Source organism: Enterobacter cloacae complex sp. EB5 (assembly GCF_031432835.1).
Classification (GTDB): domain Bacteria; phylum Pseudomonadota; class Gammaproteobacteria; order Enterobacterales; family Enterobacteriaceae; genus Enterobacter; species Enterobacter hormaechei_C.
The window spans coordinates 1520103-1546127 of sequence record NZ_CP133860.1; the positions used below are offsets into that span (position 1 = coordinate 1520103).

The window sequence follows — 26025 nt, forward strand, 5'->3', positions numbered from 1 at the left end:
TTCGCTGTGGATAATCTGGAGATGAAGAAGAATTTGGAGCGGGAAACGAGACTCGAACTCGCGACCCCGACCTTGGCAAGGTCGTGCTCTACCAACTGAGCTATTCCCGCTTGGGTGTTCTGGTGCTATGCGTATCTTGCGATACTTTCAAATTTTGGAGCGGGAAACGAGACTCGAACTCGCGACCCCGACCTTGGCAAGGTCGTGCTCTACCAACTGAGCTATTCCCGCTTGGGTGTTCTGGTGCTGGCGTATCTTGCGATACTTTTCAAATTTTGGAGCGGGAAACGAGACTCGAACTCGCGACCCCGACCTTGGCAAGGTCGTGCTCTACCAACTGAGCTATTCCCGCAAATCTGTACTGCTTTTGTTGCTGTCGTAACGTGTAATTCTCTGTCGTTACGGGAGGCGCATTATACGAGAAATCCGTTTAGCTGCAACCCCCCTCAAAGCGATTTTTTTGAAATTCAGTTCAAGTGCTTATTTAATCGGCAAGCTGAACAATTTAGCGACAAAAACCCGGCCACGCAAGGCGCCGGATCGCAAAATCAGAGCTTAATAAAGTTTTCGCGATAGTACGCCAGCTCCGCAACAGACTCCCGGATGTCGTCCATCGCCTGGTGCGTCCCCTGCTTTGTAAAGCCGTCGAGAATTTCCGGTTTCCAGCGACGGGCCAGCTCTTTCAGGGTGCTCACATCCAGATAGCGGTAGTGGAAGTAGGACTCCAGCTCCGGCATGTACTTAAACAGGAAACGACGATCCTGACCAATGCTGTTACCACAGATAGGCGATTTTCCTGGCGGCACCCACTGCTTCAGAAATTCAAGCGTCGCCAGCTCCGCTTCGCGGTCGCCCAGGGTGCTGGCCTTCACGCGTTCCACCAACCCGCTGCCGGTATGGGTACGCACGTTCCACTCATCCATCAGCGCAAGCTGGTCATCGGACTGGTGCACGGCAATCGTTGGGCCTTCCGCCAGAATATTGAGGTTGGCATCGGTGACCAGTGTGGCGATCTCAATAATGCGATCGCGCTCGGGATCCAGGCCGGTCATCTCCAGATCGATCCAAATCAGGTTGTTTTCGTCCGCGCTCATGTTATTTTCCACCCTTCTCGCATAACCGGCAGTAGCAGGTTAACTAGTATTAATTAGAGTGTATCATAGAGGTTTTGCCCGCTACGGGCGACCAGGAGCCAGCGCGATTGAGTAAAAATAAACTCTCCAAAGGGCAGCAGCGCCGCGTGAATGCAAATCACCAGCGCCGTCTTAAAACCACTACGGAGAAGCCCGATTACGACGACAACCTGTTTGGCGAAGCGACAGAAGGCGTTGTGATTAGCCGCTTCGGCATGCACGCCGATGTCGAATCCGCCGACGGGGATATCCACCGTTGCAATATCCGTCGCACCATCCGTTCCCTGGTGACCGGTGACCGCGTTGTCTGGCGTCCAGGCAAAGAGGCGGCGGAAGGGGTAACGGTTAAAGGCATCGTTGAAGCCGTGCATGAACGCACGTCGGTTCTGACCCGTCCAGATTTCTACGACGGCGTGAAGCCCATTGCCGCCAACATCAACCAGATCGTGATCGTTTCGGCGATTTTGCCTGAGCTTTCACTCAATATTATTGACCGTTATCTGGTGGCCTGCGAAACGCTACAGGTTGAGCCGCTCATCGTGCTGAATAAAATCGATCTGCTGGATGACGAGGCCATGGCCTTTGTCAATGAGCAGATGGATATTTACCGCAACATTGGCTATCGCGTGTTGATGGTTTCCAGCCGCACCAAAGATGGCCTGAAGCCGTTAGAAGATGCGCTGACCGACCGCATCAGCATCTTTGCGGGGCAGTCCGGCGTAGGTAAATCGAGCCTGCTTAACAACCTGCTCGGCCTTCAGCAGGAGATCCTGACCAACGATGTGTCTGACGTCTCGGGCCTGGGCCAGCACACCACCACCGCCTCACGTCTCTATCACTTCCCGCACGGTGGCGATGTGATTGACTCCCCGGGCGTGCGTGAATTTGGTCTCTGGCACCTCGAGCCGGAACAAATCTTTAACGGATTTGTCGAATTCCATGACTATTTAGGCGCTTGCAAATACCGCGACTGTAAACATGACAACGATCCGGGCTGCGCCATCCGCGAAGCGGTGGAGAACGGTGAAATTGCGGAAACCCGTTTCGAAAATTACCACCGTATTCTCGAAAGCATGGACCAGGTAAAAACGCGTAAAAACTTTTCTGATTCTGATAACTGACAACTAAGCTAAGCGTCGCTAAAATCGTCCCCTTTTTTCAGGTTCCGGCAGCGTCATGCCGGATCAGGAACGACAAAACAATGGCCTGGAGGCTACCTTGTTAAACTCATTTAAACTTTCGCTTCAATACATTCTGCCGAAACTGTGGCTCACTCGCCTGGCGGGCTGGGGCGCGAGCAAACGAGCGGGCTGGCTGACCAAACTGGTCATCGACCTGTTTGTGAAATACTACAAGGTCGACATGAAAGAAGCGCAGAAGCCGGATACGGCAAGCTATCGTACCTTCAACGAATTTTTTGTGCGTCCGCTGCGCGACGAAGTGCGCCCGCTGAATACCGACCCGAACGTGCTGGTGATGCCAGCGGACGGCGTGATCAGCCAGCTGGGTAAAATTGAAGACGACAAAATTTTACAGGCGAAAGGCCATAACTACAGCCTGGAAGCGCTGCTGGCCGGTAACTACATAATGGCCGATCTGTTCCGCAACGGGACTTTCGCGACCACCTATCTCTCCCCGCGCGACTACCACCGCGTGCATATGCCGTGTAACGGTATTCTGCGCGAAATGATCTACGTGCCGGGGGATCTGTTCTCTGTAAACCACCTGACGGCTCAAAACGTTCCTAACCTGTTTGCCCGTAACGAGCGCGTCATCTGCCTGTTTGATACTGAATTTGGCCCAATGGCGCAGATTCTGGTGGGTGCTACCATTGTAGGCAGCATCGAAACCGTCTGGGCGGGCACCATTACGCCGCCACGCGAAGGCGTGATCAAGCGCTGGACCTGGCCTGCCGGCGAAGAAGAAGGTTCTGTGGCCCTGCTGAAAGGTCAGGAAATGGGCCGCTTCAAGCTGGGCTCAACGGTCATCAACCTGTTCGCGCCGGGCAAAGTTAATCTGGTCGACGAGCTGGAAAGCCTGTCCGTGACCAAACTCGGCCAGCCTCTGGCAGTATCGACGGAGGTCTTTGTAACGCCAGAGGTTGCGCCTGCCCCGTTGCCGGAAGAAGAGATCAAAGCCGAGCACGACGCCAGCCCGCTGGTTGACGACAAAAAAGACGAAGGCTAACAACAGAAGGATCGCTGACGTGCGCCCGATTATCGTATTACTGATGGCCTGGTGCCTCAGCATGGGGGCGTACGCAGCGACAGCTCCCGACGCCAAACAGATAACCCAGGAGCTGGAGCAGGCAAAAGCGGCGAAACCCGCTCAGCCGGAGACCGTTGAGTCACTCCAGTCTGCACTGAACGCGCTTGAGGAACGAAAAGGTTCCCTTGAGCGCGCGCAGCAGTATCAGCAGGTTATCGACAACTTCCCCAAACTCTCTCAGACCCTGCGCTCGCAGCTAAACAACCTGCGCGATGAACCACGCCAGGTCCCCGCGGGGATGACGTCCGAGGCGCTGAATCAGGAGATCCTGCAAGTCAGCAGCCAGCTTCTGGAAAAGAGCCGCCTGGCGCAGCAGGAGCAGGAACGGGCGCGTGAAATTGCCGATTCCCTCAGTCAGCTTCCACAGCAGCAAACCGATGCCCGCCGTCAGTTAAATGAGGTGGAACGCCGCATCGGGACGCAGACAGGCAGCACACCGCAGAATCAGGCGCAAAATCTTGGGTTGCAGGCGGAATCCGCCAGACTAAAAGCGCTGGTTGATGAACTGGAGCTGGCACAGCTTTCCGCTAACAACCGCCAGGAGCTGTCGCGGATGCGTTCCGAGCTGGCGCAAAAGCAGAGCCAGCAGCTGGATGCGTATCTCCAGGCGCTGAGAAATCAACTCAACAGCCAGCGTCAGCGTGAAGCTGAACGTGCGCTGGAAAGCACCGAATTACTGGCCGAAAACAGCGCTAACCTGCCCGACAGCATCGTCGCCCAGTTTAAGGTTAACCGCGAACTTTCTGCCGCGCTGAATCAGCAGGCGCAGCGCATGGATTTGGTGGCCTCGCAGCAGCGTCAGGCTACTAATCAAACCCTTCAGGTTCGTCAGGCGCTCAACACGCTGCGTGAACAGTCCCAGTGGCTTGGCTCGTCTAACCTGTTGGGCGAAGCGTTACGCGCGCAGGTGGCTCGTCTGCCAGAGATGCCAAAACCGCAGCAGCTTGATACGGAGATGGCGCAGCTGCGCGTTCAGCGTCTTCATTATGAAGATCTCCTCAACAAGCAGCCGCAAATCCGCCAGATCCGTCAGGCTGACGGACAGCCGCTCACCGCCGAGCAAAGTCGTATTCTGGAAGCGCAACTGCGCACCCAACGCGAACTGCTCAATTCCCTGTTGCAGGGAGGCGATACGCTGATCCTTGAGCTGACCAAGCTGAAAGTCTCGAATAGCCAGCTGGAGGATGCGCTGAAAGAGGTCAACGAAGCCACGCACCGTTACCTTTTCTGGACGTCCGACGTGCGGCCGATGACCTTCGCCTGGCCGATTGAGATCGTGCAGGATCTGCGCCGCCTCATTTCGCTGGACACCTTTAGCCAGCTGGGCCTCGCCAGCGTAATGATGATAACCAGCAAGGAGACCATCTTCCCGCTGCTGGGGGCGCTGATTCTGGTGGGCTTCAGTATTTATTCCCGTCGTCACTTCACCCGTTTCCTTGAGCGCTCCAGCGCCCGAGTGGGAAAAGTAACCCAGGATCACTTCTGGCTGACGTTGCGTACGGTGTTCTGGTCAATTCTGGTCGCGTCTCCGCTGCCGGTGCTGTGGATGACGCTCGGATACGGCCTGCGTGAAGCCTGGCCCTACCCGCTTGCCGTCGCGATTGGCGATGGCGTGACCGCCACCGTTCCGCTGCTGTGGGTGGTGATGATTTGCGCCACGTTTGCGCGGCCAAATGGTCTGTTCATCGCTCACTTTGGCTGGCCGCGTAATCGCGTTGCGCGGGCGATGCGTTACTACCTGATGAGTATCGGGCTGATTGTGCCGCTGATTATGGCGTTGATCATGTTCGATAATCTCAATGACCGGGAGTTCTCCGGCTCGCTGGGACGGCTGTGCTTTATGCTGATCTGCGGGGCGTTAGCGGTAGTGACGCTCAGCCTGAAACGCGCTGGGATCCCGCTCTATCTCGACAAGACCGGCAGCGGCGATAACATGTTAAACCGTCTGCTGTGGAACCTGCTGCTCAGCGCGCCGCTGGCGGCGATGCTGGCGGCGGCGGTCGGTTATCTCGCCACGTCGCAGGCGCTGCTCGCCCGACTGGAAACGTCGGTGGCTATCTGGTTCCTGCTGCTGGTGGTCTACCATGTTATCCGCCGCGGCATGCTGATCCAGCGTCGTCGTCTGGCGTTTGACCGTGCCAAACATCGTCGCGCAGAAATTCTGGCCCAGCGCGCGCGGGGTGAGGAAGAGCCGAACCACGTCAACAGCACCGAAGGGACCACAGACGCCGATGACGTCGAACTGGATCTGGATGCGATCAGTACCCAGTCCCTGCGGCTGGTACGCTCAATTCTGATGCTGGTTGCCCTGCTGTCGGTGATCTACCTGTGGTCAGAAATCCACTCCGCGTTTGGCTTCCTGGAGAACATCTCTTTGTGGGATGTGACGTCCACGGTGCAGGGGGTCGAAAGCCTTGAGCCCATCACCTTAGGGGCCGTGCTGATTGCGATTCTGGTGCTGATCATCACCACGCAGCTGATACGTAACTTCCCTGCTCTGCTGGAGCTGGCGCTGTTGCAGCATCTGGATTTAACCCCAGGCACGGGCTATGCGATCACCACCATCACCAAGTATTTAATCATGCTGTTTGGTGGGCTGGTCGGCTTCTCGATGATTGGTATCGAATGGTCAAAACTGCAATGGCTGGTTGCCGCCCTGACCGTAGGCCTGGGCTTTGGTTTACAGGAGATATTTGCCAACTTCGTTTCTGGTCTGATCATTCTGTTTGAAAAACCGATTCGAATTGGCGATACGGTGACCATCCGCGATCTCACCGGCAGCGTCACCAGGATCAACACCCGCGCCACCACCATCAGTGACTGGGACCGTAAAGAGATCATAGTCCCGAACAAGGCGTTTATCACCGAGCAGTTTATCAACTGGTCGTTGTCCGACTCCGTCACGCGTGTGGTGCTGACCGTACCCGCTCCGTCGGATGCCAACAGCGAAGAGGTGACGCAGATCCTCTATACGGCTGCTGAACGCTGTTCGCTGGTAATCGACAACCCGCCACCGGAAGTGTTCCTGGTTGATTTGCAGCAGGGGATCCAGATTTTCGAGCTGCGTATCTACGCCGCCGAGATGGGACACCGTATGCCGCTGCGCCATGAGATCCACCAGCTGATTCTGGCTGGCTTCCGCGAGCACGGAATTGATATGCCGTTCCCACCGTTCCAGATGCGTCTGGAAACGCTGGACGGACGTAAGACGGGAAGAACGTTGACGTCAGCGGCGCGTACGCGCCCGGCGGGAAGTTTGTAATCCTTTCCCCCTCCCCGTCGGGAGGGGGTCAATCCTTTATGCCACTTCTGCTACACAGGCCGTCGAGCGACGACGGTAATGCTCATAAATCCCCATAGCCAGCAGCGAGAAGAAGATCGGTCCGCCAACCATCCACAGCGTGCTGTTCCAGTCATTTGCCTCAACCACGGGCTGAATGACGGTAAAGATGTTGGCGAACGCGACGACCAGCACCACAACAGTGGTCGCCAGCAGCGTCGCCGCACGGGTTTTGAAGATCACAAATGGTCGCTCCAGATCCTGCTTCGCCTTGAAGAACGGGAACGCCAGGGTCAGGAACAGATACGGCAGCGTCATCGATACGTTCGCCATCAGGGTCAGCTTGTTATAGAACGCCGACGCGGTATCACCGCCGAAGGACACCAGCAGAATGAACACGCACACCAGCAGGCACTGCATCCACATCGCGTTGGCAGGCATACCGGCAGCGTTCAGCTGCGTCATACGTGCAGGCCACAGCGCCTTTGGCGTCCCCTGAATAATCGCTTTCAGCGGCGAGTAGATCAGCGTGAAGAACGCGCCAGTATAGGCGAGGAACATCGACAAACCGGTAATCCGCGCAAACCAGATCCCCAGGGTGGCCGACGTTTCCGGCGCGAGATCCATGGCGTTGCCCAGCGTCACCCCCAGGCTTTTCATCAGCACGTAGGTAATGTTGCCGAGGTTGGTGGTGTTATTACTTAACACCTGCTGCCAGTTGGTGCTGACGCCCCAGAGGAAAATCGCCAGTGAATAGCCAATGGAAATGACGATGGCGGCAAAGATAATGCCTTTGGCGAAGTTCTTTTCCGGATTTTCGGTTTTGTCGACCAGCCCGCCCACGGCTTCAATTCCACCGTAAGCAAAGATGGCAAACACCACGAAGGAGAGCATGGCCAGCCCGGACTGGTAACCCGGATTAGGCGATGAAACAAAGTTGACTTCCTGTGCGAAATGCCCGCCGTTCAGGCACAGAATGGCGATGCTGACCAGCAGCAGCACCAGGTTCAGGCACATCACGGAAATGCCGCCAACGGCAGTAATACGGGCAATCTTGTTGATGCCTTTCGAGGCCACCAGGGTGACCACCACCATCCAGCACACCGCCAGAATACCGACCACCTGCGTGGAGCTCAGCCCCGCCAGAGACCAGACCTGCGTTTTATCCGCACCGAAGAGAAACGTTGAGAACGGCACCCAGACCTTGGCCGCCGTGCTGACCATCCAGACGACGTAGGATGAAAACCACATGAACGTACCGATAAATGCATAACGGGGGCCGACGCTGTTGTTCATCCACGAATAGATGCCGCCCTCTTCTTTCCGGTACGCCGAGCCCATCTCCGCCATCATCAGCGCAAACGGGATAAAGAAGAACAGAGCGGAAACGATATAAAACGGCGTCGCGCTGTAGCCCATCAGATAAAACGCGGACGGGCTATTGGCAAAGCCAAAGACTGACGTAAAAATCATCAGGATGAGCCCGGTAAGGGTCATTTTTTTGAGTGAGTGAGGCATATAACCATCCGAAACGGAATTAAACTGCGCGGATGGTAGCAGATGACCAGACAAACAATGTGGCTATCCGAGTCAAATTAAGAAAAAGACCCGTATAGAGAGAAATGAGCAGTTTTTAATGTGGCAGAGTTAAATGACCGATTAGGCCGGGTAAGCGCAGCGCCACCCGGCATTTTTTCAGGCGCGATCGACCGTAAACGCAATCACATCGCCCAGCTGCTCGGCGCCCAGCGCCAGCATGACCAGACGATCCACGCCCAGCGCCACGCCGGAGCAGTCCGGCAGACCGGCCTTTAACGCTTCCAGCAGGTTGTTATCAATCGGCTGCTGCGGCAGACCGCGCGCGTTGCGTTTGCGGTTATCCTGCTCGAAACGCTGCTGCTGTTCGCGCGCGTCGGTCAGCTCGTGGAAACCGTTCGCCAGCTCAATGCCTTTGAAGTACACCTCAAAACGCTCCGCCACGCGGTGATCTTCGGTGCTGATCTGCGCCAGTGAGGCCTGGCTCGCCGGGAAGTGATAGACAAACGTCGGACGATCTTTGCCAATCTGCGGTTCAACACCAAAGGTGAACAGCAGTTGTAGCAGCGTGTCGCGATCCTCTTCGGTATCCGCCACGTTGCTCAGATCCAGTTTTGCCGCCACTTCACGCAGCTGTGTTTTATCAGCCGACAGCGGATCGATTTCCAGATGGCGCTGGAAGGCCTGCTGATAGGAGAGCGTTTCAGCTTCCGCGCAATCCAGCACCTGTTGCAGCAGATCGTCAACTTCGTTCATCAGACGATACATGTCGTAGTGCGGGCGGTACCACTCCAGCATGGTGAATTCCGGATTATGGTGTCGGCCCATCTCTTCATTACGGAAGCTACGGCACAGCTGATAGACCGGACCACACCCGGCCGCCAGCAGACGCTTCATATGGTATTCCGGGCTGGTCATCAGATACAGATTCATGCCCTGAGAGTGGCCTGGGCCAACAAAACGGGTTTCAAACGGGACCAGATGAATATCCGTGACCGTCGCCTGACTCATGCACGGCGTTTCCACCTCCAGGACGCCGCGATCCGCAAAGAAGCGGCGGATCTCCGCCATAATTGCTGCGCGCTTTAGCAGGTTTGGAATGGATGCGCTCGGCTGCCAGGTGGCCGTTTCGCTCATGAGTTATTTCTCCGTTTTCAGACAAGGGCACGAAGTCTACTCGTAAGCCGGGTCAGAGACAAATTTTGCACAGTAAAAGTCCCTTTTCATTGCACAGAGAAATACTGTGACGCCATTCATTAATCGCGATGATAAATCACCGCACAGAACAGCAAAAAAATCGAACACGTCAAATTTCCCTCACTTCTACGCGGTTATACTGTTTTACCCATAAAGGAGCAGTGGAATCGCTTCCGCAATCGCCCGTTCGGGCAGGTGAACGTCCTTTAGTTCATCCCGTTGCGGGAAAACAATAATCTGGAGGAATGTCGTGCAAACTTTTCAAGCCGATCTTGCCGTAATAGGCGCTGGCGGGGCTGGATTACGCGCTGCAATTGCTGCGGCACAAGCCAATCCGAACGCTAAAATCGCATTGATTTCAAAAGTCTATCCGATGCGCAGCCACACGGTAGCCGCAGAAGGAGGATCCGCCGCCGTCGCGCAGGATCATGACAGCTTCGAATACCATTTCCACGACACGGTTGCAGGGGGCGACTGGCTTTGCGAACAGGATGTCGTTGATTACTTCGTGCACCATTGCCCAGCGGAAATGACCCAGCTGGAACAGTGGGGATGCCCGTGGAGCCGCCGTCCGGACGGGAGCGTCAACGTCCGCCGCTTCGGTGGCATGAAGATCGAACGCACCTGGTTTGCCGCCGATAAGACCGGCTTCCACATGCTGCACACCCTGTTCCAGACCTCCCTCCAGTTCCCACAAATCCAGCGCTTTGACGAACATTTCGTTCTCGACATTCTGGTCGACGACGGTCATGCGCGCGGACTGGTGGCAATGAATATGATGGAAGGCACGCTTGTCCAGATCCGCGCTAACGCGGTGGTGATGGCAACGGGCGGCGCGGGCCGCGTATACCGCTACAACACCAATGGCGGCATCGTCACCGGTGACGGTATGGGCATGGCGCTCAGCCACGGCGTCCCGCTGCGTGATATGGAGTTCGTCCAGTATCACCCAACCGGCCTGCCGGGCTCCGGCATTCTGATGACGGAAGGCTGCCGCGGTGAAGGCGGTATTCTGGTCAACAAAAACGGCTATCGCTATTTGCAGGATTACGGCATGGGTCCGGAAACCCCGCTTGGCGAGCCGAAAAACAAATACATGGAACTCGGCCCACGCGACAAAGTCTCTCAGGCTTTCTGGCACGAGTGGCGCAAAGGCAACACCATCTCAACGCCGCGCGGCGACGTGGTGCATCTCGACCTGCGTCATCTCGGCGAGAAGAAACTGCTGGAGCGTCTGCCGTTTATCTGCGAGCTGGCGAAAGCCTATGTGGGCGTCGATCCGGTGAAAGAGCCGATCCCGGTGCGTCCAACCGCGCACTACACCATGGGCGGTATCGAAACCGACCAGCAGTGCGAAACCCGCATCAAAGGGCTGTTTGCGGTGGGCGAGTGTTCCTCCGTCGGTCTGCACGGGGCAAACCGTCTGGGCTCGAACTCGCTGGCTGAGCTGGTGGTCTTTGGTCGCATGGCGGGCGAACGTGCGATGGAGCGTGCCGCAACGGCAGGTGAAGCTAACAGCGCGGCGCTGGATGCGCAGGTTGCAGACGTCGAAAAACGCCTGAAAGACCTGGTGAACCAAGAAGGTAATGAAAACTGGTCGAAGATCCGCGACGAAATGGGGCTGTCGATGGAAGAAGGCTGCGGGATCTACCGTACGCCAGAGCTGATGCAGAAAACCGTCGACAAGCTGGCCGAGTTGCAGGAGCGCTTCAAACGCGTGCGCATCACCGACACTTCCAGCGTCTTCAATACCGATCTGCTTTATACCATTGAACTGGGCCATGGCCTGAACGTCGCAGAATGTATGGCCCATTCCGCCCTGGCGCGTAAAGAGTCCCGCGGCGCGCACCAGCGTCTGGATGAGGGCTGCACCGAACGTGACGACGTCAATTTCCTTAAACACACTCTCGCCTGGCGCGATGCGGATGGCACCACCCGTCTGGACTACAGCGACGTGAAAATCACCACGCTGCCACCGGCGAAACGCGTGTACGGTGCAGAAGCAGAAGCCGCCGATAAGAAGGAGAAGGCGAATGGCTGAGATGCAAAAACTGAAAGTTGAAGTGGTGCGCTACAATCCGGAAGTGGACGCCGCGCCGCACAGCGCTTTCTATGAAGTCCCTTACGACGAGCAAACCTCCCTGCTGGATGCGCTCGGCTATATCAAAGATAACCTGGCCCCAGACCTGAGCTACCGCTGGTCCTGCCGCATGGCAATTTGCGGCTCCTGCGGCATGATGGTCAACAAGGTGCCAAAGCTGGCGTGTAAAACCTTCCTGCGTGATTACACCAAAGGCATCAAGGTTGAAGCGCTGGGCAACTTCCCGATTGAGCGCGATCTGGTGGTCGACATGACCCACTTTATCGAAAGCCTCGAAGCGATTAAGCCGTACATCATCGGCAACCCGCGCACGCCGGATCAGGGGCCAAACACCCAGACGCCCGCGCAGATGGCGAAATACCATCAGTTCTCCGGCTGCATCAACTGCGGCCTGTGCTACGCCGCCTGTCCGCAGTTTGGCCTGAACCCTGAGTTTATCGGCCCGGCCGCCATTACCCTGGCGCACCGCTATAACGAAGACAGCCGCGACCACGGCAAAAAAGAACGTATGGCCCAGTTGAACAGCCAGAACGGGGTCTGGACCTGCACGTTTGTCGGTTACTGCTCCGAAGTCTGTCCGAAGCATGTCGACCCGGCTGCCGCCATTCAGCAGGGTAAGGTGGAAAGCTCGAAAGACTTTCTTATCGCTACCCTGAAACCACGCTAAGGAGTGCATGATGACGACTAAACGCAAAGCCTACGTGCGACCAATGCCGTCCACCTGGTGGAAAAAACTGCCGTTTTATCGCTTCTATATGCTGCGTGAAGGCACGGCTGTTCCCGCGGTCTGGTTCAGCCTCGAACTGCTGTACGGGGTTTATGCCCTCAAGCATGGCCCGGAAGCCTGGGCCAGTTTTGTGGGCTTCCTGCAAAACCCAATCATCGTTGTGTTGAACCTGATTGTGCTCGCCGCCGCGCTGCTACATACCAAAACCTGGTTTGAACTGGCACCAAAAGCAGCGAACATCATTGTAAAAGGCGAAAAAATGGGGCCAGAGCCGGTCATTAAAGGGCTCTGGGCAGTGACAGCAGTTGTCTCTGTGGTCATTCTGTTTGTCGCACTGTTCTGGTAAGGAGACTACTGTGATCAATCCAAATCCAAAACGTTCAGACGAGCCGGTCTTCTGGGGGCTGTTTGGCGCAGGCGGCATGTGGAGCGCCATTATTGCCCCGGTCATTATCCTGCTGGTCGGGATCATGCTGCCGCTGGGGCTGTTCCCGGGCGATGCGCTGAGCTATGAGCGCGTACTGGCCTTTGCGAGCAGCTTTATTGGCCGCGTGTTCATCTTCCTGATGATCGTCCTGCCGCTGTGGTGTGGTCTGCATCGTATCCATCATGCGATGCACGATCTGAAAATCCATGTGCCAAGCGGTAAATGGGTCTTCTACGGTCTGGCGACCATTCTGACGGTCGTCACGTTGATTGCCGTGGTCACCATCTGACTGAACAGGCCCGCCATCCGGCGGGCTTTTTACTTTTTCATCTTCTCCACCAGCCACCGGGAAAATTCGCGCATGGCTGGCGTTTCTGCCCTGGACTGCAATCGGGTCAGCCAGTAGCTGCCGAGCTCAACCTGCGTCGCAAAGGGCTGCACAATGCGCTCGCTGGCTAACAGATGGGTAAACATATCGACAGGCGCAATAGCAATGCCCACTCCTGCCTGAGCGGCCTCCAGCATGGTCACGGACGAATCAAATACCATCACGCGGTGCGTTGGTGAAGGGGGATGCTCGCCGGCCGCCTGCATCCACGCGGTCCATTCGTCGCGTCGGTAGGAGCGCAGCAGCGTAAACCTGAGGATGTCGGCCGGACTGTGCAGGCTGGCGGCGATATCGGGCGTACACAGCGGCGCGAGCGGCGCATGACAAAGGAATTCAGCCTCGGTGCCGTGCCACGCCCCGCCACCGTAGCGGATCGTATAGTCAAGCCCTTCGGCAGCCGGATCAACGCGGTTGTTATGGGTGGAAAGCTGAAGATCGATGTGCGGATAGCCACGGCGAAAATCCTCCAGCTGCGAGAATAAAACCCCGGTGGCAAACGTACCCACCACGCCGATTTTCAGCTTCTCCTGCGCACGATGGTTAGCGAAGCGATCCAGCATTCCGGCTATACGATCGAACGAATCATTCAGCACCGGCAGTAAATTTTCGCCCTCGGTAGTCAACATCAGCCCGCGCGACACGCGAACGAACAGCTGACAGTTAAGGTGCTGCTCCAGCGTTTTCACATGCTGGCTAATCGCCGAGTGCGTCACGTTCAGTTCAATGGCCGCATGCGTAAAGCTGAGATGTCTTGCGGCGGCCTCAAAAGCCCGAAGTGAATTGAGGGGGAGATAGCTTCGCGTCATGGTCGCTTCCGTTAGAAAAATTAACAGCTAATGCTAAATTTAACCGTTTGTCAGGCACAGTCAAATCCAACAGACTACGCCTGTCTGACGGGCCCGGACATCCCCTTGACTCGCTATTACGGAAGATTACTGATGATGAAAAAATCCCTTTGCTGCGCCCTGCTGCTCGGCATCTCTTGCTCTGCTCTCGCCGCGCCAGTATCAGAAAAACAGCTGGCGGAGGTGGTCGCGAATACGGTTACCCCGCTGATGAAAGCCCAGTCTGTTCCAGGCATGGCGGTGGCCGTTATTTATCAGGGAAAACCGCACTATTACACGTTTGGCAAGGCCGATATCGCGGCGAATAAACCCGTTACGCCTCAGACCCTGTTCGAGCTGGGTTCTATAAGTAAAACCTTCACCGGCGTTTTAGGTGGGGATGCCATTGCGCGCGGTGAAATTTCGCTGGACGATCCGGTGACCAGATACTGGCCACAGCTGACGGGCAAGCAGTGGCAGGGTATTCGTATGCTGGATCTCGCCACCTACACCGCTGGCGGCCTGCCGCTACAGGTACCGGATGAGATCACGGATAACGCCTCCCTGCTGCGCTTTTATCAAAACTGGCAGCCGCAGTGGAAGCCAGGCACAACGCGTCTTTACGCCAATGCCAGCATCGGTCTTTTTGGCGCGCTGGCGGTCAAACCTTCCGGCATGTCCTATGAGCAGGCCATGACGACGCGGGTCCTTAAGCCGCTCAAGCTGGACCATACCTGGATTAACGTGCCGAAAGCGGAAGAGGCGCATTACGCCTGGGGCTATCGTGACGGTAAAGCGGTGCGCGTTTCGCCGGGTATGCTGGATGCACAAGCCTATGGCGTGAAAACCAACGTGCAGGATATGGCGAACTGGGTCATGGCAAACATGGCGCCGGAGAACGTTGCTGATGCCACACTTAAGCAGGGCATCGCGCTGGCGCAGTCGCGCTACTGGCGTATCGGGTCAATGTATCAGGGTCTGGGCTGGGAGATGCTCAACTGGCCCGTGGAGGCCAACACGGTGGTCGGAGGCAGCGACAGTAAGGTAGCGCTGGCGCCGTTGCCCGTGGCAGAAGTGAATCCACCGGCTCCCCCGGTCAAAGCGTCCTGGGTCCATAAAACGGGTTCTACTGGCGGGTTTGGCAGCTACGTGGCCTTTATTCCTGAAAAGCAGATCGGTATTGTGATGCTCGCGAATAAAAGCTATCCGAACCCGGCACGCGTTGAGGCGGCATACCATATCCTCGAGGCGTTACAGTAAAACATTGCCGGGTGGCGCTGCGCTTACCCGGCAAAACCCCCTTGCACAATCTCCCGCATTTTCCCTGCTGTCATCTACACTTAACAAAAAACAGTAAGGAAACTCCTATGCGCATTCTGCCTGTTATTGCCGCAGTAACAGCCGCGTTTTTAGTGGTTGCTTGCAGTTCCCCTACTCCTCCGCCTGGCGTCACGGTAGTCAGTAATTTCGACGCACAGCGCTTCCTCGGCACCTGGTATGAAATCGCCCGAATGGATCATCAGTTCGAACGGGGCTTAGAGAAAGTCACGGTCAGCTACAGCGCGATGGATGACGGTGGGATCCGGGTCATTAACCGCGGCTATAACCCGGATCGCCAGATGTGGCAGCAGTCAGTTGGTCAGGCCTATTTCACCGGCGCGTCTAACCGCGCGGCCATGAAAATCTCTTTCATCGGCCCATTCTACGGCGGGTATAACGTCATTGCGCTTGACAGAGAGTACCGCCATGCGTTGGTCTGTGGGCCGGATCGCAACTATCTGTGGATCCTCTCCCGCACGCCAACGATCCCGGCGGAAATGAAACAGCAGATGCTGGACATAGCGACCCGGCAAGGGTTTGACGTGACGAAATTAATCTGGGTAAAACAGCCGCATTAGTGGGTACTGAGTTTTAACCCGATGATACCCGCGACGATTAACGCGAGGCTGGCGATGCGCGCCAGACTCGCAGACTCCCCCAGCAGCAGAATGCCGGTAATGGCAGCCCCTACCGCGCCAATTCCCGTCCAGACAGCGTAAGCCGTTCCGACAGGCAAGGTTCGCATCGCCCATGACAGCATGACGATACTGACAATCATTGCGGCGACAGTGATGACGCTGGGCGTCAGGCGGGTAAAACCGTGGGTATATTTCAGGCCAATTGCCCATACCACTTCGAGCAAACCGGCAATAACAAGAACGATCCAGGACATATCAGGCTCCTTAACTTAACGACAAGTTGGGGCCGTCCCCGATGAGTGAAGCGCTTACGGGTCGTCCCGCAAGGCTAAGGTTGCGCCTTATATTTTGGTTAGCGTGGAATTTTTTTTCAAACTTTTTCTGCTGAACACGTTAAGGCAAGAAATAGCCTCAGTAAGGCACGTAGTTCAGGCATTTATGACTCATCCGACTTCTCTATGATGATAGGCTTTCTGATGGCAGGAAGCCAAACCACTAGCCGACTGCGAAAATTTTATGTTCAAAATTCTTTTGATTGACCGTTGTCACTTCACCCGCACGGGATTTGAAGCCTGGGTCAATCATTCAGACCTGTTTTCGGGTCATTTCGTCGTAACCGGGGTGAATAATCTTTTCCTCGCCAGAGAGCATATCCTGCAATGGAAGCCTGCGCTGGTCATCGCTGATTTATCTGGCTTCCGGCAGGATTTACACCATTTTCAGCAGCTATCCTCCCTGCTGATTGCCAGCGAAACGCTGCCTTTTATTATGCTGCAATCGGGGCAGGAGCAGGAGATGACAGATTATCTGGCGCAGTTCCCGATATGGTCTTCACTTTCCAAAAATACCAATCTGGAAGGACTGGCGGCGGTGATAAACGACGCGCTAACGTCATGCGCAAGCACGGAGCTTCCGGCGATGGCGGCACCGTTACTGACGCGTCAGGAAGAGAGAGTTCTGACCCTGTGGATGGATGGTGCGAGCAACCAGAAAATTGCCAGCAATCTGCGCATTAACGGAAAAACGGTGTATACGTACAAACGCAATATCCGCATGAAGCTGCATATGGATACGCGTTACTCCCCGTTTTTATCGCTACAGGAAGTGGAGAATTGACGGTACGGTGAAATGACCTGCCGTACCGTCGCTTTCATTAGTTCTGAGCTTTAGTTGCTGCGCCAGAAATCGCGTTACCACCGTCGGAGATATCTTCCCCTACGCCACGGGTGGTGTTACATGCAGTCAGTACCGAAGAAAGCACCAGAACAGAAAAGATCGCTGCAATTGTTTTCTTAACCATAATATCTTCCTTTTATAGCCAAAGTTATTTTGTGTATAGCAACTTAAGAATAGACAAGATCTTGTCGTTTGACGGAAAAGGAAGAATTTTTAGGAAAATTAGACGGAATTAGCTGGCCGCATGGGAAATGATATGGCCGAGATCCTGGATATCTTCACCCACGCCACGCGCGGTGTTGCAACCGGAGAGAATTGCGCTGGAGAGCGCTAACAGAAGCAGAATTTTAACGGTACGTTTCATCTTCCCTGCCTGCAAAATCAGGCGCAGCGGGCGCTGCGCCTTTAATCATGACGTAAATTACTTCACGCGGGATACGTATTCGCCGGAGCGGGTATCCACTTTGATCACTTCACCGATCTGTACGAACAGTGGCACTTTCACCACAGCGCCGGTAGACAGGGTGGCAGGCTTGCCGCCAGTACCTGCGGTATCACCTTTCAGACCTGGATCGGTTTCAACGATTTCCAGCTCAACGAAGTTCGGAGGCGTAACCGCGATAGGCTGACCGTTCCACAGGGTCACGATGCACTCAGCCTGATCCAGCAGCCACTTGGCGTTGTCGCCAATCGCTTTTGCGTCCGCAGACAGCTGCTCGAAGGTTTCGTTGTTCATGAAGTGCCAGAACTCACCGTCGTTGTACAGGTAAGTCAGGTTCATATCGACAACATCAGCGCCTTCAGCGGAGTCAGTAGATTTGAAGGTTTTCTCAACACGGGTACCGGTCAGCAGGCGGCGCAGCTTAACGCGTGCGAATGCCTGGCCTTTACCTGGTTTAACGAATTCGCTGGCTTCAACCGCGTACGGTTCGCCGTCCATCATGATTTTAAGACCAGCACGAAAATCGTTGCTATAGTACGTTGCCATAAGGCCCTCTAAATTTGTTAACTGGTAGCTAAGCCACAAAATGGCGCATATTGTAACCCTAAACACCCCGTCCAGAGAAGATTGGTTATCGCAACTTGCCGATGTAATCACCAGTCCTGATGAATTGCTGCGTCTTTTAGACCTCGAACAGCATGAAGCGTTGCGTGCAGGTCGTGAGGCGAAACGCCTTTTCGCCCTGCGCGTTCCCCGTGCGTTTATTGCCCGAATGGAAAAGGGTAATCCTGATGATCCGTTATTAAAACAAACGCTTACCTCTCAGGATGAGTTTATTACCGCCCCCGGATACAGCACCGATCCGCTGGAAGAGCAGAACAGTGTCGTCCCGGGTTTGCTGCATAAATACCGCAATCGTGCCCTGCTGCTGGTTAAGGGCGGTTGCGCGGTAAATTGCCGCTATTGCTTCCGTCGCCACTTCCCGTACGCCGAAAACCAGGGCAATAAGCGCAACTGGCAGGTGGCGCTGGAGTACATCACGGCGCACCCGGAGCTGGATGAAATCATCTTTTCCGGCGGCGACCCGCTGATGGCAAAAGATCATGAGCTGGACTGGCTGCTGACTCAGCTTGAGACCATCCCGCACATTAAGCGTCTGCGCATTCACAGCCGTTTACCGATCGTCATCCCGGCGCGTATCACCGACGCCCTGGTCACGCGCCTGGAGCAGTCCCGTTTGCAGGTGCTGCTGGTGAACCATATCAACCACGCGAATGAAATTGACGCGGACTTTCGTGCGGCGATGACGCGTATGCGAAAGGCGGGCGTGACGCTGCTCAACCAAAGCGTACTACTGCGCGGCGTGAACGACAGCGCCCGCGTGCTGGCCGATCTCAGCAATGCCTTATTTGATGCGGGCGTAATGCCCTATTACCTGCATGTTCTGGATCGCGTCCAGGGCGCGGCGCACTTCATGGTGACGGATGAAGAGGCCCGGAAGATTATGCGCGAGCTGTTAACGCTGGTTTCAGGTTATATGGTGCCGAAGCTGGCTCGTGAGATTGGCGGAGAGCCGAGTAAGACGCCGCTGGATTTGCAGCTGCGTCAGCAGTAAAAAGGCAGGTGGCGCTACGCTTACCTGCCCTGGAGATAAAGCGGCAGCGCCATCAAAAGGCTATATCAGTTCGGGCACTTATAGACCTGGCCGTTCATCTGGCTGGCGGTTGGCACAAAGCTGGACAGCATCCCCTGCGTCGGGCTGCTCACCCCGTAAATCACGTTGCCGCCCATTGCCGCAGCCTGATTACGCAGGGCATTGGCCGCACCGCGCATAGAGCCGCCCTCTTCGCCGTGCTGCCCAGACATCCAGTTGCTTTGCTCGCCAGTGGCGGTGCCTAACAGCTGGCATTCGCTGCCCGGCTTATCTTCCACAAAGCGAACGCTCTGGCCCGCTGCCGTCAGCTCGTTGCTGGTGCTACAACCCGCCAGCAGCAATGCTGCACCTACAATCCCTGCACAGACTTTTATGCGCATGTTATTCCTCGTTTTCAATAAGCTGGACAGTAGTTGTCCGCGTGTAAACCTTATACTAAAAAGATGACCAAAAGAAAAATGCTGAGCATTTCTGCGAGCCCGATTCCGCTGGCACTCCTCCGACATCTTAAATGAATTCTGATAATAACCTTTGGGATATCGTGTTTTAGCCCCCGATCGTTTTTAGTGATGCGACGTACAACTTTTGTACGCGACTCAAAAAAGGGGGTTTCATGAGTGCATCATCCTCAGGAGAGGAAAAAGTAACCTGGGTGGGCTATCTGGCGTTCGTGCTCACCATCGTATTTTTCTCAGGTTTTTTCGCCAAAAGTACCGAATGGTGGCGCGTGCTGGATTTTACCGTCCTGAACGGCAGCTTTGGACCGGTGAACGGCGCGCTGACGTTTCGCGGCGAGGGCGGCACAGGAGCGAAAGACGGATTTTTGTTTGCCCTTGAACTGGCGCCCTCGGTCATTTTATCGCTCGGGATCATTGCCGTTACCGAGGGGCTGGGCGGGCTGCGCGCCGCACAACAGCTCATGACGCCCATTCTGCGCCCGCTGCTCGGCGTGCCGGGCATCTGCTCTCTGGCGCTTATCGCCAACCTGCAAAATACCGATGCAGCCGCAGGGATGACCAAAGAGTTGACTGACGAAGGGGCGATTACTGACCATGAACGCGCCATTTTCGCCACCTTCCAGACCAGTGGTAGCGCCATTATCACCAACTATTTTTCTTCCGGCGCCGCACTCTTTACCTTTATTACCGTCCCGGTGATCACGCCGCTTGCCGTCATTCTGGTGTTCAAATTTGTTGGCGCGAACTTCCTGCGACTGTGGATCGCCCACATGGAAGTTCGCCGCGTTCAGGAGGAAAAATGATCGCCCAGCCGCGTAAAAATATCATGGACCTGTTTATCGATGGCGCCCGCCGCGGCTTTACCATCGCCACCACCAGCCTGCTGCCGAACGTGGTCATGGCGTTTGTCATCATTCAGGCGCTCAAGGTAACCGGCCTGCTGGATATTGTCGGCAGGGTATGCGAACCCATCATGGCCCTGTGGGGGCTTCCGGGTGCGGCGGCAACGGTTCTTCTGGCCTCGGTAATGAGCATGGGCGGCGGTGTGGGGGTCTGCGCCAGTCTGGTCGCTGCCGGCACGCTCAACGGTCACGATGCCACCATCCTGCTGCCCGCCATCTATCTGATGGGTAATCCGGTGCAAAACACGGGCCGTTGCCTTGGCACCGCAGGCGTCAATCCGAAGTATTATCCGCACATCATTACGGTCTGCGTCATTAACGCCCTGCTCTCAATGTGGGTGATGCAGCTACTCTTCTGAGGAGATAAAAATGGATTTTTCAGTGCTGGAACCGCATCTTTTCCGCAATGCGCAGCTTTACGCTCCTGAGGATCTTGGACGTTGCGATCTGCTGATTGCCGGGGGAAAAATCGTCGCAGTCGAAAAAGCGGGCCACACAACAACGAGGCCAGACTGTCCTGAAAGCGATCTCGCCGGAGCGGTGGTTTGTCCGGGGTTTATCGATCAGCATGTACACCTGATTGGCGGCGGCGGTGAAGCCGGTCCCCACACCCGGACGCCAGAGGTGCGATTGTCTGCGCTGGTGGCGGCTGGCATCACCTCCGTTGTTGGCCTGCTGGGCACTGACGGCGTGACCCGCCATCCCGAGTCGCTGCTGGCGAAAACGCGGGCGCTTGAGCATGAAGGGATCAGCGCATGGATGCTGACAGGCGCATATGGCCTGCCTTCTCCGACGATTACCGGCAGTATCGAAAAGGATGTGGCGCTGATTGATAAAATCATTGGCGTGAAATGCGCGATTTCTGACCATCGCTCTTCCGCTCCGGCAGATGACCAGCTCGCGAATATGGCCGCCCAGTCACGCGTCGGCGGGCTGCTGGGCGCCAAAGCGGGGATATCCGTGTTTCACCTCGGCAACAGCCCTAAACTGCTGGAGCCGCTGCTTAGCATCCTGAATAACGCCGACGTGCCTCGCACGAAACTGCTGCCAACCCACGTCAACCGCGCCCAGGCACTGTTCCACGCCGCACTGGACTATGCCCGCGACGGGGGGTACATCGACATCACCACCAGCATCAGTGAGCCCATTGATGCCGCCACCGCCATCGCGACGGCCCGTGACGCGCAGGTGCCGTTTAACCGGCTCACGCTCAGCTCGGATGGCAACGGCAGCCAGCCGAATTTTGACGCAAACGGTAATCTTGTTGGCATTGGCGTGGCGGGTTTTGAGTCCCTGCTTGAGACGCTACAGCAGCTGGTCGGCCGATATCACCTGCCGCTGGAGGAGGCGCTTCTGCCGTTTACGCGTAACGTGGCGGAGTTTCTCGGTCTGGAGCATAAAGGGCGGATCGCGCCCGGATGCGATGCCGACTTCCTGGTGCTGACGGATGACCTGAAGATCCGTGAAGTCTGGGCGAAAGGCCGCCAGATGGTGCGTGAAGGCGTTGTGTGCGCGAAAGGCACGTTTGAGTAGAAGACAATAAAAAACCCCGGGCATTGCTGCCCGGGGTTCGTTCTGAGAGGTTCAGAACAACATGATTACATCATGCCGCCCATGCCACCCATGCCGCCCATACCACCAGCAGCACCTAAGTCAGGCGCGTCGCCTTTAGGCAGGTCGGTCACCATGCACTCGGTCGTGATCATCAGGCCAGCTACAGATGCCGCGTATTGCAGAGCAGAACGGGTCACTTTAGTTGGATCCAGGATACCGAAGTCGATCATGTTGCCGTATTCTTCAGTTGCCGCGTTGTAACCGTAGTTACCTTCACCCGCTTTCACCTTGTTCGCAACCACAGACGGCTCTTCACCGGCGTTGGACACGATCTGACGCAGCGGAGCTTCCATTGCGCGCAGCGCAACTTTGATACCCACGTTCTGGTCTTCGTTCTGAGCAGTCAGGCCAGCCAGTTTAGCGGCTACACGCACCAGCGCGACACCACCACCAGCAACCACGCCTTCTTCTACCGCAGCACGGGTCGCGTGCAGGGCGTCGTCAACGCGTGCTTTCTTCTCTTTCATTTCAACTTCGGTAGCCGCACCGACTTTGATTACCGCTACGCCGCCTGCCAGTTTCGCTACGCGCTCCTGGAGTTTTTCACGGTCGTAATCGGAAGTTGCTTCTTCGATCTGCTTACGGATCTGACCAACACGGCCCTGAATAGCGGCTTCTTCACCCACACCGTCGATGATGGTGGTGGTGTCTTTGTTGATCACAACGCGTTTCGCCTGGCCCAGGTCTTCCAGGGTCGCTTTTTCCAGCTCCATACCGATCTCTTCGGAGATTACGGTACCGCCAGTCAGGGTAGCGATATCCTGGAGCATCGCCTTACGACGATCGCCGAAGCCAGGTGCTTTAACCGCTGCCACTTTCACGATGCCACGCATGGTGTTAACCACCAGGGTCGCCAGCGCTTCGCCTTCAACGTCTTCAGCAATGATTACCAGCGGCTTGCCTGCTTTCGCAACGGCTTCCAGCACTGGCAGCATTTCGCGGATGTTGGAGATTTTCTTGTCAGCCAGCAGGATGAACGGGCTTTCCAGCTCAACAGCGCCAGTTTCTGGCTTGTTGATGAAGTATGGGGACAGGTAACCGCGGTCGAACTGCATACCTTCAACCACGTCCAGTTCGTCTTCCAGACCAGTACCGTCTTCAACAGTGATCACGCCTTCTTTACCGACTTTATCCATCGCTTCGGCGATCAGTTTACCTACGGTTTCGTCGGAGTTAGCGGAGATAGTACCAACCTGAGCAATGGCTTTAGAGTCAGAGCACGGTACGGACAGCGCTTTCAGTTCTTCAACAGCGGAAGCGACAGCTTTGTCGATACCACGTTTCAGATCCATTGGGTTCATGCCCGCAGCAACGGCTTTCAGGCCTTCGGTGATGATCGCCTGCGCCAGTACGGTCGCGGTGGTGGTACCGTCACCGGCAGCGTCGTTCGCTTTAGAGGCAACTTCTTTCACCATCTGTGCGCCCATGTTTTCGAACTTGTCTTCCAGCTCGATTTCACGTGCAACAGAAACACCATCTTTGGTGATGGTTGGCGCGCCGAAGGATTTGTCCAGCACTACGTTACGGCCTTTCGGGCCCAGAGTGACTTTCACTGCGTCTGCCAGTACGTTTACGCCGCGGAGCATTTTTACACGAGCGTCGTTACCGAATTTTACGTCTTTAGCTGCCATGTTCTTATTTCCTCAAATTCGTACAGTTTTCGTGTGTTAATTACGCTTCAACAATTGCCAGAATGTCGCTCTCGGACATGATCAACACTTCTTCATTGTCGATCTTCTCGGATTTCACGCCGTAGCCATCGTTGAAAATGACGATGTCACCAACTTTAACGTCCAGTGGCTGCACAGTTCCGTTTTCCAGGATGCGGCCCTTACCGACAGCGATGATTTCGCCACGCGTTGATTTTGCTGCTGCTGAACCGGTCAGAACGATGCCGCCCGCAGACTTGGTTTCAACTTCTTTACGTTTGACGATCACACGATCATGTAACGGACGAATACTCATTGATAGCTCTCCTTTGAGAAAGTCATTATCAGTTATGGATGACGCCGGTCCGCATGCGGTTTTCCGGCTAGTGCCCTGAGAGATGGGGATAGCTTTTTACCCCTTCAAGGGGTAATCGAAAAAAAATTTGCGAAAGTGTTACCATCCACTCTCTTTTGATGGTGGCGGGACGAGGTAAATGAGTGGACTCAGGCAGGAGTTGGGGCTGGCGCAGGGCATTGGCTTACTCTCAACGTCTTTGTTAGGCACGGGGGTATTTGCGGTTCCCGCGCTGGCGGCGTTGGTTGCCGGCAATAACAGTCTGTGGGCATGGCCGGTGCTGATCGTGCTGGTGTTTCCGGTGGCGATTGTCTTTGCCATACTCGGGCGGCACTTCCCGAGCGCAGGCGGCGTAGCGCATTTTGTCGGCATGGCGTTTGGGCCGCGGATGGAGCGCGTCACCGGCTGGCTATTTTTGTCGGTGATACCCGTTGGCCTTCCGGCAGCCCTGCATATCGCAACCGGCTTCGGACAGGCGCTGTTTGGCTGGCACGATGAACAGTTGCTGCTGGCTGAACTCGGTACGCTGGCGATTGTCTGGTGGGTAGGCTCGCGCGGGGCCAGCTCCAGCGCCAATCTGCAAACGCTGGTCGCCGTGTTAATTGTCGCGCTGATCGTCGCCATCTGGTTTGCGGGTGACATTACCGTGGCGGATATTCCTTTCCCCGCGATTAACGACATCGACCACGCACAGCTTTTCGCTGCACTATCCGTCATGTTCTGGTGTTTCGTCGGTCTGGAGGCGTTCGCTCATCTGGCATCCGAGTTTAAACAGCCCGAGCGTGACTTTCCCCGCGCCCTGATGATTGGCCTGCTGCTGGCGGGTACCGTGTACTGGGCCTGTACCGTACTGGTGCTGCACTTCAACGCGTTCAGTGAAGAGAAAGCCGCCGCCGCGTCGCTGCCGGGCATCGTGGTGCAGCTGTTTGGCGTTAAAGCCCTGTGGGTAGCCTGCGTGATTGGCTATCTCGCCTGCTTTGCCAGCCTCAACATCTATATTCAGAGCTTCGCCCGGCTGGTGTGGTCTCAGGCACTTTATAAACCGGATAGCCCCCTCTCCCGCCTGTCAAAGCGTCAGCTTCCGGTGAATGCGCTGAATACCGTACTGGGCTGCTGCGTGGTGAGTTCCCTGGCCATTTATCTCCTCGACATCAACCTTGACGCGCTGATTGTCTACGCCAACGGTATTTTCATCATGATCTACCTGCTGTGCATGCTGGCGGGCTGTCGGCTGCTGAAAGGTCGCTTTAAGGCGCTGGCGGCTGTCGGGTGTGTCCTGTGCCTGATGCTGCTGGCGATGGTGGGATGGAAGAGTGTGTACGCCATTGTCATGCTGGCGGGGCTGTGGGTGTTTTTACCGAAGCGGCAAGATCCTCAGGCCCGGTGAGCGAGCGCCACCGGGCCAGAAACTTACCGATCGTCTTTATGATCTAACCGGTCGCGCTGCTCATCCTTACGCTGGTATTCCCCTTCAAAGGTATCCCCCGGGCCGGAGCTGAAACCACCGCCTGGCATACGGCTGAAACGCAGATGCGGCAGCAGCTTCATGGTCAGGTGCTTCTGCACCGGCGGCAACAGCAACAGCAGGCCGAGGAAGTCGGTAAAGAAGCCCGGCAGGATCAGCAGCAAACCAGCAATAATCAGCGACACGCTTTTGATCATCTCGGCGGCCGGGCTTTCGCCTGCGGCCATCTTCTGCTGCATTAACAGGAAATTTTTGAAACCCTGATTGCGCACCAGCGACATGCCGATGACGGAGGTGAAGATCACCAGAATCAGCGTCAGCAGGACGCCCAGCACATGGGCAACCTGGATGAAAATCGAAATTTCAATGTAAACATAAAGAAAGAAAGCAATAAATGGTATCCAGCGCACTGGCATCTCCTGTATGGCAGGTGCCTTCTGGCCCCTGACTGAATGTGTTCGCGAAGCGCGT

General features: G+C 55.9%; 27 protein-coding genes and 3 tRNA genes. 15 read left to right on the forward strand and 15 right to left on the reverse strand.

Features of this window, described 5'->3' with window-relative positions; genetic code table 11:
- Nucleotides 1-34: 34 nt before the first annotated feature.
- The 4 genes from RHN82_RS07275 to orn all read right to left on the reverse strand — a co-directional run bounded on the left by RHN82_RS07275 (nucleotide 35) and on the right by orn (nucleotide 1094).
- Nucleotides 35-110, reverse strand: a tRNA-Gly gene (locus RHN82_RS07275).
- Between the two features lie 45 nt (nucleotides 111-155).
- Nucleotides 156-231 (reverse strand) — tRNA-Gly (locus RHN82_RS07280).
- Nucleotides 232-276: 45 nt separating this feature from the next.
- Nucleotides 277-352 (reverse strand) — tRNA-Gly (locus RHN82_RS07285).
- Nucleotides 353-548: 196 nt separating this feature from the next.
- On the reverse strand, nucleotides 549-1094 hold the full coding sequence (gene orn / locus RHN82_RS07290) for an oligoribonuclease (protein WP_023295796.1): 546 nt from the start codon (nucleotides 1092-1094) through the stop codon (nucleotides 549-551).
- 107 nt (nucleotides 1095-1201) lie between these two features.
- Between orn and rsgA the strand changes: the two genes are divergently transcribed.
- The 3 genes from rsgA to mscM all read left to right on the forward strand — a co-directional run bounded on the left by rsgA (nucleotide 1202) and on the right by mscM (nucleotide 6663).
- Nucleotides 1202-2254, forward strand: a complete 1053-nt coding sequence (gene rsgA, locus RHN82_RS07295; RefSeq protein ID WP_003855964.1) for a small ribosomal subunit biogenesis GTPase RsgA — start codon at nucleotides 1202-1204, stop codon at nucleotides 2252-2254.
- A 97-nt stretch (nucleotides 2255-2351) separates the two neighbouring features.
- Nucleotides 2352-3320, forward strand: a complete 969-nt coding sequence (asd, locus tag RHN82_RS07300; RefSeq protein WP_026080660.1) for an archaetidylserine decarboxylase — start codon at nucleotides 2352-2354, stop codon at nucleotides 3318-3320.
- 19 nt (nucleotides 3321-3339) lie between these two features.
- A complete protein-coding gene (gene mscM / locus RHN82_RS07305) occupies nucleotides 3340-6663 on the forward strand; it encodes a miniconductance mechanosensitive channel MscM (protein ID WP_047052632.1) in 3324 nt (1107 codons plus the stop codon).
- A gap of 36 nt (nucleotides 6664-6699) precedes the next feature.
- On the opposite strand, the gene yjeM is transcribed toward mscM, so the two are convergent.
- Both yjeM and epmA read right to left on the reverse strand, forming a co-directional pair.
- A complete protein-coding gene (yjeM, locus tag RHN82_RS07310; protein ID WP_047052633.1) occupies nucleotides 6700-8199 on the reverse strand; it encodes a glutamate/gamma-aminobutyrate family transporter YjeM in 1500 nt (499 codons plus the stop codon).
- 177 nt (nucleotides 8200-8376) lie between these two features.
- Nucleotides 8377-9354: an elongation factor P--(R)-beta-lysine ligase gene (gene epmA, locus RHN82_RS07315; RefSeq protein WP_047052634.1), complete on the reverse strand. Its 978-nt coding sequence runs from the start codon at nucleotides 9352-9354 to the stop codon at nucleotides 8377-8379.
- A gap of 310 nt (nucleotides 9355-9664) precedes the next feature.
- Between epmA and frdA the strand changes: the two genes are divergently transcribed.
- Genes frdA through frdD form a run of 4 tightly spaced genes read left to right on the forward strand, consistent with a single transcriptional unit; the run spans nucleotide 9665 to nucleotide 12958 of the window.
- Complete coding sequence (gene frdA / locus RHN82_RS07320; protein ID WP_047052635.1) at nucleotides 9665-11455, forward strand: fumarate reductase (quinol) flavoprotein subunit; 1791 nt, start codon at nucleotides 9665-9667, stop codon at nucleotides 11453-11455.
- On the forward strand, nucleotides 11448-12182 hold the full coding sequence (locus tag RHN82_RS07325; protein ID WP_003855955.1) for a succinate dehydrogenase/fumarate reductase iron-sulfur subunit: 735 nt from the start codon (nucleotides 11448-11450) through the stop codon (nucleotides 12180-12182). The genes frdA and RHN82_RS07325 overlap by 8 nt, the downstream gene beginning before the upstream one ends.
- Nucleotides 12183-12192: 10 nt before the next feature.
- Nucleotides 12193-12588 carry a fumarate reductase subunit FrdC gene (gene frdC, locus RHN82_RS07330; protein WP_017383964.1) on the forward strand — a complete coding sequence of 132 codons (396 nt, stop codon included), beginning with the start codon at nucleotides 12193-12195 and terminating at the stop codon, nucleotides 12586-12588.
- Between the two features lie 10 nt (nucleotides 12589-12598).
- Complete coding sequence (frdD, locus tag RHN82_RS07335; protein ID WP_000609653.1) at nucleotides 12599-12958, forward strand: fumarate reductase subunit FrdD; 360 nt, start codon at nucleotides 12599-12601, stop codon at nucleotides 12956-12958.
- A 29-nt stretch (nucleotides 12959-12987) separates the two neighbouring features.
- On the opposite strand, the gene ampR is transcribed toward frdD, so the two are convergent.
- The gene (gene ampR, locus RHN82_RS07340; RefSeq protein ID WP_047052636.1) at nucleotides 12988-13863 is read right to left on the reverse strand and encodes a LysR family transcriptional regulator AmpR; all 876 of its coding nucleotides are present in this window, start codon (nucleotides 13861-13863) and stop codon (nucleotides 12988-12990) included.
- Between the two features lie 132 nt (nucleotides 13864-13995).
- Between ampR and RHN82_RS07345 the strand changes: the two genes are divergently transcribed.
- The gene (locus tag RHN82_RS07345; protein WP_047052637.1) at nucleotides 13996-15141 is read left to right on the forward strand and encodes a cephalosporin-hydrolyzing class C beta-lactamase ACT-55; all 1146 of its coding nucleotides are present in this window, start codon (nucleotides 13996-13998) and stop codon (nucleotides 15139-15141) included.
- 107 nt (nucleotides 15142-15248) lie between these two features.
- Nucleotides 15249-15779 carry a lipocalin family protein gene (locus tag RHN82_RS07350; protein WP_047052638.1) on the forward strand — a complete coding sequence of 177 codons (531 nt, stop codon included), beginning with the start codon at nucleotides 15249-15251 and terminating at the stop codon, nucleotides 15777-15779.
- Here the strand turns inward: RHN82_RS07350 and sugE are convergent.
- Nucleotides 15776-16093 carry a quaternary ammonium compound efflux SMR transporter SugE gene (gene sugE / locus RHN82_RS07355; RefSeq protein ID WP_047052639.1) on the reverse strand — a complete coding sequence of 106 codons (318 nt, stop codon included), beginning with the start codon at nucleotides 16091-16093 and terminating at the stop codon, nucleotides 15776-15778. The genes RHN82_RS07350 and sugE overlap by 4 nt on opposite strands.
- 262 nt (nucleotides 16094-16355) lie before the next feature.
- Between sugE and RHN82_RS07360 the strand changes: the two genes are divergently transcribed.
- Nucleotides 16356-16955: a LuxR C-terminal-related transcriptional regulator gene (locus RHN82_RS07360; RefSeq protein WP_047052640.1), complete on the forward strand. Its 600-nt coding sequence runs from the start codon at nucleotides 16356-16358 to the stop codon at nucleotides 16953-16955.
- A 37-nt stretch (nucleotides 16956-16992) separates the two neighbouring features.
- On the opposite strand, the gene ecnB is transcribed toward RHN82_RS07360, so the two are convergent.
- The 3 genes from ecnB to efp form a co-directional block, all read right to left on the reverse strand.
- Nucleotides 16993-17139: a lipoprotein toxin entericidin B gene (ecnB, locus tag RHN82_RS07365; RefSeq protein ID WP_003855942.1), complete on the reverse strand. Its 147-nt coding sequence runs from the start codon at nucleotides 17137-17139 to the stop codon at nucleotides 16993-16995.
- Nucleotides 17140-17247: 108 nt separating this feature from the next.
- A complete protein-coding gene (locus RHN82_RS07370) occupies nucleotides 17248-17379 on the reverse strand; it encodes an entericidin A/B family lipoprotein (protein WP_006810410.1) in 132 nt (43 codons plus the stop codon).
- Nucleotides 17380-17436: 57 nt separating this feature from the next.
- Complete coding sequence (gene efp / locus RHN82_RS07375; RefSeq protein WP_003855940.1) at nucleotides 17437-18003, reverse strand: elongation factor P; 567 nt, start codon at nucleotides 18001-18003, stop codon at nucleotides 17437-17439.
- 40 nt (nucleotides 18004-18043) lie between these two features.
- On the opposite strand from efp, the gene epmB reads away from it, so the two are divergent.
- On the forward strand, nucleotides 18044-19072 hold the full coding sequence (gene epmB, locus RHN82_RS07380) for an EF-P beta-lysylation protein EpmB (RefSeq protein WP_047052641.1): 1029 nt from the start codon (nucleotides 18044-18046) through the stop codon (nucleotides 19070-19072).
- Nucleotides 19073-19137: 65 nt separating this feature from the next.
- Here epmB and RHN82_RS07385 read toward each other — a convergent pair whose 3' ends face one another.
- Entirely contained in the window at nucleotides 19138-19491 is a 354-nt protein-coding gene (locus RHN82_RS07385; protein WP_003855938.1) for a DUF4156 domain-containing protein, read from the reverse strand.
- Between the two features lie 233 nt (nucleotides 19492-19724).
- Here RHN82_RS07385 and RHN82_RS07390 point away from each other — a divergent pair, with 233 nt between their 5' ends.
- The 3 genes from RHN82_RS07390 to iadA are packed head-to-tail and all read left to right on the forward strand — an operon-like array spanning nucleotide 19725 to nucleotide 22004.
- Complete coding sequence (locus RHN82_RS07390; RefSeq protein WP_017694685.1) at nucleotides 19725-20372, forward strand: nucleoside recognition domain-containing protein; 648 nt, start codon at nucleotides 19725-19727, stop codon at nucleotides 20370-20372.
- On the forward strand, nucleotides 20369-20830 hold the full coding sequence (locus RHN82_RS07395; RefSeq protein ID WP_006810414.1) for a YjiG family protein: 462 nt from the start codon (nucleotides 20369-20371) through the stop codon (nucleotides 20828-20830). Before RHN82_RS07390 ends, RHN82_RS07395 begins: the two co-directional genes overlap by 4 nt.
- Before the next feature lie 10 nt (nucleotides 20831-20840).
- Nucleotides 20841-22004, forward strand: coding sequence for a beta-aspartyl-peptidase (gene iadA / locus RHN82_RS07400; RefSeq protein ID WP_047052642.1), 1164 nt, complete (start codon nucleotides 20841-20843; stop codon nucleotides 22002-22004).
- Nucleotides 22005-22069: 65 nt separating this feature from the next.
- On the opposite strand, the gene groL is transcribed toward iadA, so the two are convergent.
- Both groL and RHN82_RS07410 read right to left on the reverse strand, forming a co-directional pair.
- Nucleotides 22070-23716, reverse strand: coding sequence for a chaperonin GroEL (groL, locus tag RHN82_RS07405; RefSeq protein ID WP_003855930.1), 1647 nt, complete (start codon nucleotides 23714-23716; stop codon nucleotides 22070-22072).
- A 40-nt stretch (nucleotides 23717-23756) separates the two neighbouring features.
- Nucleotides 23757-24050, reverse strand: a complete 294-nt coding sequence (locus RHN82_RS07410) for a co-chaperone GroES (protein ID WP_003855929.1) — start codon at nucleotides 24048-24050, stop codon at nucleotides 23757-23759.
- 178 nt (nucleotides 24051-24228) lie between these two features.
- Here RHN82_RS07410 and yjeH point away from each other — a divergent pair, with 178 nt between their 5' ends.
- Nucleotides 24229-25476: an L-methionine/branched-chain amino acid transporter gene (gene yjeH, locus RHN82_RS07415; protein WP_047052643.1), complete on the forward strand. Its 1248-nt coding sequence runs from the start codon at nucleotides 24229-24231 to the stop codon at nucleotides 25474-25476.
- Nucleotides 25477-25499: 23 nt separating this feature from the next.
- Here yjeH and RHN82_RS07420 read toward each other — a convergent pair whose 3' ends face one another.
- A complete protein-coding gene (locus RHN82_RS07420) occupies nucleotides 25500-25964 on the reverse strand; it encodes an FxsA family protein (RefSeq protein WP_047052644.1) in 465 nt (154 codons plus the stop codon).
- Nucleotides 25965-26025 lie beyond the last annotated feature (61 nt).